This window comes from Nonomuraea glycinis (assembly GCF_014646515.1).
In the GTDB taxonomy this organism is placed as follows: domain Bacteria; phylum Actinomycetota; class Actinomycetes; order Streptosporangiales; family Streptosporangiaceae; genus Nonomuraea; species Nonomuraea glycinis.
On the sequence record NZ_BMNK01000005.1, the window covers coordinates 1 to 11076 of the forward strand.

Consider the following 11076-nt stretch of genomic DNA (forward strand, 5'->3'; position numbering starts at 1 on the left):
GGACCTCAACGTGGCCGGGATGGTCCGCAACCGGCGGCTGGCCCGCGCCCTCTCCGACGCCGGGTTCGGGGAGATCCGCCGTCAGCTCGCCTACAAGACCGGCTGGCACGGCGGCCGGTTGGTGGTGGCGAGCCGTTGGTTCCCCTCCTCCAAGACGTGTTCATCCTGCGGTGCGGTGAAAGCCAAACTGCCGCTGCGGGTGCGCACCTACGTGTGTGAGGGGTGCGGCCTGTCGATGGATCGTGACGAGAACGCCGCGCGCAATCTCGCTTCGCTGGTGGAGCGTACGGTCGCCGGGAGTGGCCCGGAGACCCGAAACGGACGTGGAGCCGACCATAAGACCCCGCCCGGCGGGGCAGGTGGCCGTGAAACGTCAACCTCGCACCGGGCACCCGCTGCCCGGATCAGACGGGGACCTTCGCCCACACCGGGCGAATCACCGAGAATCCTTGAAACTCAATGAACGGCTACGACAACGTCATCGTCGGTGCACACGGTGGGGCAGGACGACTGGACCACGCTGCCGGATCTCAACGGCAGCACCGACAGCGTCGTCCCGAGCGAGTGCGAGGCCGGGTTCCCGCTGGCCGGGCACCCGTGCGCGGCGACCGGGACCAGCGGCTCGTGGAACCGGTTCACCGGCAACTCGGGCGGCTGGCAGCCGGTGGCGTTCGACCTGTCCGCGTACGCGGGCCGGCAGGTCGAGGTGTCGGTCAGCTACGTGACCGACCCGGGCTCCGGCGGCGGCCGCCGCGATCAAGAAGATCATGAAGCGGCTGATCGGCTGACGTCATGACCTGGGCGGCCCCTGGGGTTCGGGGGCCGCCCAACCTTGCCGACCGAAAAATCGTAGGCAGATCGTGGACCAGGTCGGGGCCGCGGTGCCGCTGCCGGTCATCGCCCCGCAGCAGGACGCCGCCGGCGGCCCGGCTCCCGGCCACAATCCGCTCACCCGGCGCTTTATTTGACGGCGGCGGCGATGTGCTCGACATCACAATGCCGGATGCCAAGGCCCGGAAAATTGGTTTGAACCATTGGTATAAACCAATCTGGTAAGAGACCGAATAAAGATTGGATTAGACCTGTCTAGGCGTCCCTAGCTGGGGAAACAGTGACTTAACCAATGAGTGCAGTTTCATCATCAATTCCGCCGGTAGAGTCCGGAACAGGAGCGTTGATTGGAGCTGTGGTGGCCAAGTACGTTTACGACTTCACCGAGGGCAACAGAAATCTCAAAGACCTGCTCGGCGGCAAGGGAGCCAACCTCGCCGAGATGACGAACCTCGGGCTGCCCGTTCCTCCCGGGTTCACGATCACTTCGGAGGCGTGCCGGCACTACCTGGCCGAGGGCGCCACGCCCGACGCCCTGGAGCAGGAGGTCGCCGAGCACCTCGGCGCGCTGGAGGAGCGCATGGGCAGGCGGCTCGGCCAGGCCGACGACCCGCTGCTGGTCAGCGTCCGCTCCGGCGCCAAGTTCTCCATGCCGGGGATGATGGAGACCGTGCTCAACATCGGTCTCAACGACGAGTCCGTGCACGGCCTCGCCAAGCAGTCAGGCGGCAACGACCGCTTCGCCTGGGACTCCTACCGCCGGCTCATCCAGATGTTCGGCAAGACCGTGCTCGGCATCGACGGCGAGCTGTTCGAGCACGCGCTGGAAACGGTCAAGGGCGACCGCCAGGACACCGACCTCGGCGCCGAGGAGCTGCAGACGCTGGTCGAGACGTTCAAGGGCATCGTCCGCGAGCAGACCGGCAAGGACTTCCCCGCCGACCCGCGCGAGCAGATGCGCCTGGCCGTCATGGCCGTCTTCGACTCCTGGAACGCTCCGCGCGCCATCCTCTACCGCCGCCAGGAGCGCATCCCCGCCGACCTCGGCACCGCCGTCAACATCGTGGCCATGGTCTTCGGCAACTGCGGCAACGACTCCGGCACCGGCGTCGCCTTCACCCGCGACCCCGGCACCGGCCGGCAGGGCGTCTACGGCGACTATCTGCAGAACGCCCAGGGCGAGGACGTGGTCGCGGGCATCCGCAACACGATCCCGCTGCAGGAGCTCGAACGCCTCGACAAGCGCTCGTACGACGAGCTGATGACGATCATGGAGACCCTGGAGAACCACTACCGGGACCTGTGCGACATCGAGTTCACCATCGAGCGCGGCAAGCTGTGGATGCTGCAGACCAGGGTCGGCAAGCGCACCGCCGCCGCCGCGTTCTGCATCGCCGTCCAGCTCGTCGACCAGGGCCTCATCAGCATGGACGAGGCCGTCACGCGGGTCACCGGCGACCAGCTCGCCATGCTCATGTTCCCGCGCTTCAACGGCGGCGCCGGCAAGCGGCGCATCGCCAAGGGCATGAACGCCTCACCCGGCGCCGCCGTGGGCAAGGCGGTCTTCTCCTCCGAGCGCGCCGTCGAGCTCGCCGGGCAGGGCGAGAACGTCATCCTGGTGCGCCGCGAGACCAACCCGGACGACCTGGTCGGCATGATCGCCGCCCAGGGCGTCCTGACCAGCCGCGGCGGCAAGACCTCGCACGCCGCCGTGGTCGCCCGCGGCATGGGCAAGACCTGCGTGTGCGGCGCCGAGGAGCTGGAGGTGTCGGTGTCGGAGCGCAGGTTCACCGCGCCCGGCGGCGTGGTGGTCACTGAGGGCGAGGTGATCTCCATCGACGGCACCAGCGGCGTGGTCTACCTCGGCGAGGTGCCGGTGGTCGACTCCTCCGTGGTCGAATACTTCGAGGGCGCCGAGCCCGACGAGGACCTGGTCAAGGCGGTGGACCGGATCATGCGGCACGCCGACGCGGCGCGCCGGCTGGGCGTGCGGGCCAACGCCGACACCCCCGAGGACGCGGCCAGGGCCCGCCGGTTCGGCGCGGAGGGCATCGGACTGTGCCGGACCGAGCACATGTTCCTGGGCGAGCGCAGGCAGCTCGTGGAGGACCTGGTGCTGGCCACCGGCACCGAGGAGCGGCAGGCGGCGCTGGACGCGCTGGAGCCGCACCAGAAGGAGGACTTCGTCGGCATCTTCCAGGCGATGGACGGCCGGCCGGTGACGGTGCGGCTCATCGACCCGCCGCTGCACGAGTTCCTGCCCGACCTCGTCGACCTGTCGGTCAAGGTCGCCACCGGCGCGGCCACGGACAAGGACCGCGCCCTGCTGGCCGCCGTCAGGAGACTGCACGAGCAGAACCCCATGCTCGGCCTGCGCGGGGTACGGCTCGGCCTTGTCATCCCCGGCCTGTTCGCCATGCAGGTACGCGCCATCGCCCAGGCCGCCCGTGAGGTGCCCGGCGCCAGGCCGGAGATCATGATCCCGCTCGTCGCCGCCGTGCAGGAACTGGAGGCGGTCCGCGAGGAGGCCGTCGCCATCCTGGCGGAGGCGGGCGTGGACGCCCTCGTCGGCACCATGATCGAGACGCCGCGCGCCGCGCTCACCGCCGGCCAGATCGCCGAGGCGGCCGAGTTCTTCTCCTTCGGCACCAACGACCTGACCCAGATGGTGTGGGGCTTCTCCCGCGACGACGTGGAGGCGTCGTTCTTCTCCCGCTACCTGGAGCTCGGCATCTTCGGCGTCTCCCCGTTCGAGACCCTCGACCGGGACGGCGTCGGCCGCCTGGTCGCCCTCGCCGTGGCGGACGGCCGCAGATCCCGGCCGGACCTCAAGATCGGCATCTGCGGCGAGCACGGCGGCGACCCCGACTCGGTGCACTTCTGCCACGACACGGGGCTCGACTACGTCTCCTGCTCGCCGTTCCGCATCCCGGTGGCCCGGCTGGAGGCGGGCCGCGCCGCGCTGAGCGACAGCGACTCCGACACCCGCTGAGCTAGACGGCCGCCTGCTGCTGTGCCGGCTCGGCCTCGGCCGGCACGTAGTCATGGCGTACGCCCAGGTCGCCCAGCCACTCCCGGAGGCCGGTGACGGCGGCCGGGCCGGTCGCGACCTGGACCGCGTACTCCGCCAGCGCGACCTCCTCGCCGTCGTCGTACACCAGCCGGGCCGGGCCCGACCAGGACAGCTGCCACCGGGCCTGGCCATGCTTGATCAGCACGGCCTCCAGCGCCTGCCCCAGCACCTTGGCCAGGACCGGCTCGGTGGCGGGGCCCCAGCCCAGCTCCCTGAGCCGCTGCTCCAGCTCGCCCTGCGCGCCCCTGGCGATGGCCTCGAACGCCGCGTCCAGGTAGGGCTTGGACGCCCCCATCACCCGCTGGCCCGCCACCGCCAGGTCGCGCAGCGCATGGGCGTTGCGGACGCTGTAGACGCCCTCCGCGACGAGCTCCTCCCAGGAGGCCGGGCGCAGCGACATCAGCGCCTGCGGCGTCCACATCGACTCCTCGACCGCCTGCGCGGCCACGTTGGCGTCCTGCAGCAGCGTCAGCGCCGAGCGCGGGTCGGGGACGTGCTCGGGCTCGGGCAGCAGCTCGATCGCCGCCAGCCGGTCGGCCAGGCTCGGATGCGAGTCGTACGGCGAGGTCTCCTCCGGCCGCTCACCCAGCCGCACCAGCTCCTCCTGCCGGGCCGTGTCGTTCAGCATCGAGTGGAAGCCGCCGAACACCGTCGAGGGACGGTAGCCGCCCGCGCCGGTCATCGACAGGTACGCCTCGGTGTAGAGGTCCCAGGCCGTCGCCGTGTAGTGGATCTTGCGCAGCGCCTGGGCCATGGCCTGACGGCCGCCGATCTGCACCGCGAACTCGTCGGCCTCCAGCTCCTGCTTGCGCGAGACGGCCTGCGAGATCCGCAGGTAGAGCTTGGCGTACAGGGCGAAGATCCGCTGGATGAACGGGTGCTTGCCCAGGTTCTGGACGGTCGCGATGAGCGAGACCCGGCCCCGGTAGACCGGCGCGCCCATGCGGGTGTGCGCGCCGCTGTAGTGGCCCAGTTCGTGCCCGAGCACCGCCCGCATCTCGTCCACGGTCAGCGTCTGCAGCAGCGGCAGCCCGATGTACATCCGCCGCCTGGTCGCCACCAGGCCCAGCAGACGGGTGTCCTCCCCGACGGCCGCGTTCACCTCCGGCACCAGCCGGATCTCGTCCGGCGCGGCCGTACGCACCCGCCGGGCCAGATCCTCCACCGTCTGCCAGAGCACCGGCTCGTGCTCGCGGCCGACCACCACCCCCGGCTGCTCGCCGCCGCGACGGCGGCTCACCATCCACAGGGCCTGGAGGAGCGCCGCCGCGGCGAGGGTGAGCACGATCGCCCCCCGCAGCAGGTTGGCGTGGAAGTCGATGATCAGCAGCACGTCGAGGACGACGGCCGTCGCCACGACGGCGCCGACCAGCACGTAGAAGCCGGCGAGCAGGGCGAAGGCCAGCAGGGCCCGCAAAGCTGTGGTCATGAAGGAGGGCTCCCGGGGAAGGGGTTCTCGCGAGGCTCGACACTAGCGGAGACCGGAAACCGGATAAAATCGCTGCACTTATGATCGGCTACGACGAGCACGACCAGGAGCGGTGGGTTCCTGAGCCCCCCGGCAATCCGGAGCGCAGCGCCTTCGAGCGCGACCGCGCCCGCGTCCTGCACAGCGCCGCGCTGCGCAGGCTGGCGGCCAAGACTCAGGTGGTGGGACCGGGCGAGACGCCCGGCGGCGGCCAGCACATCCCGCGCACCCGGCTGACGCACTCGCTGGAGTGCGGCCAGGTCGGCAGGGAGATGGGCGCCACGCTCGGCGTCGATCCGGACCTGGTGGAGACCGCCTGCCTGGCGCACGACCTCGGCCATCCGCCGTTCGGGCACAACGGCGAGGTGGCGCTCAACGCCCTGTCGGCCTCCTGCGGCGGGTTCGAGGGCAACGCGCAGAGCCTGCGGCTGCTCACCAGGCTGGAGGCCAAGGTGCTCACCGGCGACGGCCGCAGCGCGGGGCTCAACCTGACGCGGGCCGCTCTGGACGCCTCCATCAAATACCCCTGGACCTGCGAGAAGTCGGCGAAGTTCGGCGTCTACGACGATGATCTGCCGGTCTTCGCCTGGATCAGGGAGGGCGCGCCCGCCGGCCGGGTCAGCTTCGAGGCGCAGATCATGGACTGGGCCGACGACGTCGCCTACTCCGTGCACGACCTGGAGGACGCGCTGCACTCCGGCCACGTCACCCCGCAGGCGCTGCGCTCACCCGCCGAGCGGGCCCAGGTCTGCCGGATCGCCCGCACCTGGTACGCGCCACAGGCCGACCCGGCGGAGCTGGAGGAGGTCTTCGCCAAGCTGGTCGCCGACCCGCTCTGGCCGCGCCGCTTCGACGCCACCCTCGCCGACCTGGCCGGGCTCAAGGCCCTCACCAGCGGTCTGATCGGCCGCTTCTGCCGCGCCGCCCAGACCGCCACCCTGGACGCCTACGGCCCGCGCCACCGCGTCGACCTGCTGGTGCCCAACGCCACGCTGCTGGAGTGCGCGCTGCTCAAGGGCGTCACCGCCCACTACGTGATGACCACCGAGGACCATCACGCCAAGCAGGCCAGGCAGCGCGAGCTCATCACCGAGCTGGCCTCGCTCATCACCCTGGGCGCGCCGGACACGCTGGAGCCCGCCTTCCGCCCGGACTTCCTGGCGGCGCCCGACGACGCCGCCCGGGTCCGGGTCGTCATCGACCAGATCGCCTCACTCACCGACACCTCCGCCCTGGCCTGGCACCAGCGCCTGTCCCGGTGACGGGGGCAGGGGCAGGGGCAGGGGCAGGGGTCAGGGCGTGTCGGTCGGGTTGAGCGTGAAGGGCTCGTCCTTGCGGTCCGCCTGCTTGGTCTTGCGCGGGGTCGGGGCCTTCTTCGACGCGCACAGGACGGTGCAGGGCGGCGTCTCGCCGACCCTGCCGCGCAGCGCCAGCGTCTCCTGCCGGGGCGAGAGCGTCGGGTTGCCCGACAGCCAGGCGTCCAGATAGTCCCAGGGCTTGACCATGCCCCGGCGCACCCACCACAGGGCCGGGCCGGTCTTCCAGGAGATCGCGAAGTAGAGGTTGGGCGCGGTGCCGCGGGCGTTGCCGGTGTTGCCGATCCGCCCCAGCTGCCGCCCGGCCTCCACCCGCACGCCCGGCCGGATCCCGTTGGCGACGCTGTCGAGGTGGCCGCCGAGGTAGCGGACGCCGTCGTCGCCGATGACGGTGACGAACCGGCCCTCGCGGTGCGCGCCGGCGTCGGTGGCCGGCGTCCACCGGTTCTGGATGTTGACCTCGTCGACGACGCCGCCGACCGGCGCCACGAACGAGCACCCCTTGGCCGCCCAGATGGTCGTCTTCGGCAGCACCAGCAGCTGGCGCTGGTAGGTGACCTTGCAGCCGTCGACGGGGAAGGCGTAGGTGTACTTCGACAGCTTGGGCGGCGGCACCCGGACCGGGTCGTCACCCTCGGGCGCCCGGACGGCCGCCTGGGTGGACGGGGGCGGCCCGGGGATGGTCGCGGTCACGGCGGGAGTGGCCGTGACGGACACAGGCTCGGACGTCGGTGACTGCGCCCTGACTCCGGCGATGCCGGTCGCCGTGCTGCAGGAGGCCGTCAGCAGCACGGCGCCTGTCACCGCCGCCCATCGCACGCTCAGCCCCGCTCGCATGATCTCCACCCGCGTCACCGTATCCGAGGACAACCTTTACCTTTGTAGCCGACAGGGACCGTTCCCATAACAGCTTTCCCCCTATCGGCGCCATGGGGTCGCCACAGGAGCCCGGACCGTCACGCGGGCCACATCGGTCGCTCACCGGTGGTGAGTCTGTCGGAGGCGGGCAATAGACTCACCGGCGTGGCCGGCCGGATCCGTGATGTCGACATCGCGCTCGTACGCGAGCGTTCCCCCATCGCCGACGTGATCGGCGAGCACATTCAGTTGCGCAACGCGGGCGGTGGCAACCTCAAGGGGTTGTGCCCGTTCCACGACGAGAAGAGCCCGTCGTTCAACGTCACCCCCGAGCGGGGGATGTACTTCTGCTTCGGCTGCTCCGAGGGCGGCGACGTCATCACCTTCGTCGAGAAGATCGAGCACCTGCCGTTCAGCGAGGCCGTCGAGCGGCTGGCCCAGCGGGCCGGCATCCAGTTGCAGTTCGAGCAGGGCGGCTATGCCCCCCGGCGCGACCACGGCGAGCGGGCCCGGCTGATCGAGGCGCATCGGGTCGCCGCCGAGTTCTACGCCGACAAGCTGCTCGGCCCCGACGCCGCGCCCGGCCGGCGGTTCCTGTCGGAGCGCGGCTTCGAGCGGGCCGACGCCGAGACGTTCGGCGTCGGCTACGCGCCCAACGAATGGGAGGCGCTGGCCCGCCACCTGATGGGGCGCGGGTTCACCGCCGACGAGATCGTCAAGGGCGGGCTGGCCAAGCAGGGGCGGCGCGGGCCGATCGACCGCTTCCGCGGCCGGCTCATCTGGCCGATCAGGGACGCGACCGGAGACGTGATCGGGTTCGGCGCCCGCAAGCTGCTCGACTCCGACGACGGCCCCAAATACCTCAACACCCCCGACTCGCCGCTCTACAAGAAGAGCCAGGTCCTCTACGGCATCGACCTGGCCAAGCGGGAGATCTCCAAGCGCGCCCAGGCGGTCATCGTCGAGGGCTACACCGACGTGATGGCCTGCCACCTGGCCGGGATCCCCACCGCGGTCGCCACCTGCGGCACCTCCTTCGGCGAGGAGCACATCAAGATCCTGCGCCGCTTCCTGCTCGACCAGGCCGAGTTCCGGGGCGAGGTGGTCTTCACCTTCGACGGCGACGCGGCCGGGCAGAAGGCGGCGCTGCGCGCCTTCGCCGACGAGCAGAAGTTCGTCACCCAGACCTACGTCGCCATCCAGGCCGACGGGCTCGACCCGTGCGACCTGCGCGTCAAGCAGGGCGACGCCGCGGTCCGCGACCTCATCGCCAGCCGCGAGCCGCTGTTCCAGTTCGCCATCCGCAGCACCATCGCCCGCTACGACCTGCGCAGCAACGAAGGCAAGATCGCCGCCCTGGACGCCGCCGCGCCCATCGTGGCCGCCATCAAGGACGCCGGCCTGCGCAAGCGCTACGCCATCGACCTCGATCGGTGGCTCGGCTTCATGGACGAGCGGTTCGTCATCCAGCGCATCGGCGACGCCGCCCGCGCCCAGCAGGGCCGCCCCCAGCGCGCCCCCAAGGCGGCCCCGCTCGACCCGAGCGTGCGCGTCGAAGGTGAGCTGCTCAAGCTGGCCCTGCAGCGTCCGGCGCTACTTGGGCCCCGCTTCGACGCGCTCGCTCCGGAGACGTTCACGGCTGCCAACCACGTGATCCTGCACAAGGTCATCGTTGAGGCCGGCGGTGTGGCCCAGGCAAAAGCCGGTGGGCGGGAGTGGCTGGAGCGGTTGATGGCGCACGCGCACGAAGAGGGCGCGCGGGCCCTGGTGACGCGTTTCGCGGTGGAGGCCATCCACATCGAGGCGCATGCCGAGGAGAGGTACGCCCGCGACATGCTGATCGCCGCTGAGCTGATGCCACTGGACCGGGCGATCGCGCAGCTCAAGTCGCGACTTGAGCGGCTCAACCCGGTGGAGCGGCAACAGGACTACAACAAGCTGTTCGGCGAGCTGGTGGCGCTGGAGGGGCAGCGCCGCGTGCTCCGCGACGGCGCCGCCGGAAGCTGACCCCGGCCTTACCGAATGAATGTGCGTCCCGGCGCGCCGAAGATCGGGGAAAAGTCCACTCAGCCCTCAGGAAGCGGACGGAGTGGGCGAACTCCCCGGCAATTCCGGAGCCGCGAACGCCCTGATGGGACGGCCTGCGGGCAGCGCCGCACAGGCGTCAGGCGGAGGACCTCAATCCAGAGCGCGTAATTTGCTTTACTTTCCTGATCAAACTCCGGCTAAACATTGAGGGGATCTCAATTCGGTAAGGGTGGTCGCCTTACCTTCCGTACCAAAAATGGGTCTGCCATTTTATGGAACCAATACTGCAGACTGTGTCCCGTGGGTGCATCGGTGCTGCCAAGTGGACCGCCATCCGTTGATCAGGTGGCGGACCTCGTCGCAAAAGGAAGGGAGCGCGGAAGCGTAACCGTCGATGACGTCGCAGCCGCGCTCGACCGATCCGAGTTGCCGTCCGACGCGCTGGAGCGCGTCGTGCGGATGCTCGCCGAGAACGGCGTGGAGGTGCTCGAGCCTCAGGGCGACGAGGAGCCTGCCCGCGCCGATGAGGAAGACGTAGGCAAGCGGGCGCCGACCAGCGATCTGGTCCGGATCTACCTTCGGGAGATCGGCCGCGTGCCGCTGCTGACAGCCGAAGAGGAGGTGGAGCTCGCCAAGTCGATCGAAGCCGGCCTGTTCGCCGAGGACAAGCTCGGCAACGGAGTCTCCCGGCTGGCCTTTCCGGAGTTCAGGGAGCTCGTCTGGCAGGGCACCCGGGCCAAGCAGCGCCTCATCGAGGCGAACCTGAGGCTCGTGGTGTCGATCGCCAAACGGTACGTAGGCCGCGGCATGCTGTTCCTGGACCTGATCCAGGAGGGCAATCTCGGCCTGATCCGCGCGGTGGAGAAGTTCGACTACACCAAGGGCTACAAGTTCTCCACCTACGCCACCTGGTGGATCCGCCAGGCGATCACCCGGGCGATCGCCGACCAGGCGCGGACCATCCGCATCCCGGTGCACATGGTGGAGACCATCAACAAGCTCGTCAGGGTGCAGCGTCAGCTCCACCAGGATCTCGGCCGCGAGCCGATCCCGGAGGAGATCGCCAAGGAGATGGACCTTCCCGTCGATCGGGTGGTGGAGATCCAGCGCATCGCGCAGGAGCCGGTGTCGCTGCAGTCTCCGATCGGTGAGGAGGACTCCGACCTCGGTGACTTCATCGAGGACGCCGACGCTGTCGTGCCCATGGAGGCGGCCGCCTTCATCATGCTGCAGGATCAGCTCGACGACATCCTGGCGACCCTGTCGGACCGCGAGCAGCGCATCATCCAGCTCCGCTTCGGCCTGGCCGACGGCCATCCGCGCACGCTGGAGGAGGTGGGCAGGGAGTTCGGCGTCACCAGAGAGCGCATCCGGCAGATCGAGTCGAAGACCCTGGCCAAGCTCCGCCACCCGACCAGGGCCCAGATGTTGCGGGACTATCTGGACTGAGCATGGTCACGACGGCGGGGCGGGGCATCGCGCCCCGGCCCGCCGTCGTTCCG

General features: G+C 70.1%; 8 protein-coding genes. 6 read left to right on the forward strand and 2 right to left on the reverse strand.

Annotated elements, in window-relative coordinates:
- From IEY87_RS45755 to ppdK, 3 genes are all read left to right on the forward strand, one after another.
- Window positions 1–463, forward strand: a 463-nt coding sequence (locus tag IEY87_RS45755) for an RNA-guided endonuclease TnpB family protein (RefSeq protein WP_229699342.1), incomplete at its 5' end; no start/stop codon positions are given.
- A 24-nt stretch (window positions 464–487) separates the two neighbouring features.
- Complete coding sequence (locus tag IEY87_RS15960) at window positions 488–796, forward strand: hypothetical protein (RefSeq protein WP_189139455.1); 309 nt, start codon at window positions 488–490, stop codon at window positions 794–796.
- A 393-nt stretch (window positions 797–1189) separates the two neighbouring features.
- On the forward strand, window positions 1190–3823 hold the full coding sequence (gene ppdK, locus IEY87_RS15965) for a pyruvate, phosphate dikinase (protein WP_225277080.1): 2634 nt from the start codon (window positions 1190–1192) through the stop codon (window positions 3821–3823).
- Window position 3824: 1 nt separating this feature from the next.
- Here the strand turns inward: ppdK and IEY87_RS15970 are convergent, their stop codons facing one another.
- A complete protein-coding gene (locus IEY87_RS15970) occupies window positions 3825–5333 on the reverse strand; it encodes a M48 family metallopeptidase (protein WP_189139457.1) in 1509 nt (502 codons plus the stop codon).
- A gap of 80 nt (window positions 5334–5413) precedes the next feature.
- Here IEY87_RS15970 and IEY87_RS15975 point away from each other — a divergent pair, with 80 nt between their 5' ends.
- Window positions 5414–6634 (forward strand): deoxyguanosinetriphosphate triphosphohydrolase, encoded by a 1221-nt coding sequence (locus tag IEY87_RS15975; RefSeq protein ID WP_189139458.1) that lies wholly within the window; start codon window positions 5414–5416, stop codon window positions 6632–6634.
- A gap of 30 nt (window positions 6635–6664) precedes the next feature.
- On the opposite strand, the gene IEY87_RS15980 is transcribed toward IEY87_RS15975, so the two are convergent.
- Window positions 6665–7525, reverse strand: a complete 861-nt coding sequence (locus IEY87_RS15980) for a M23 family metallopeptidase (RefSeq protein ID WP_189139857.1) — start codon at window positions 7523–7525, stop codon at window positions 6665–6667.
- Between the two features lie 186 nt (window positions 7526–7711).
- Here IEY87_RS15980 and dnaG point away from each other — a divergent pair, with 186 nt between their 5' ends.
- Both dnaG and rpoD read left to right on the forward strand, forming a co-directional pair.
- Complete coding sequence (gene dnaG, locus IEY87_RS15985) at window positions 7712–9553, forward strand: DNA primase (RefSeq protein WP_189139459.1); 1842 nt, start codon at window positions 7712–7714, stop codon at window positions 9551–9553.
- 366 nt (window positions 9554–9919) lie between these two features.
- A complete protein-coding gene (gene rpoD, locus IEY87_RS15990) occupies window positions 9920–11023 on the forward strand; it encodes an RNA polymerase sigma factor RpoD (protein WP_373294350.1) in 1104 nt (367 codons plus the stop codon).
- The last annotated feature ends 53 nt before the right edge of the window (window positions 11024–11076 follow it).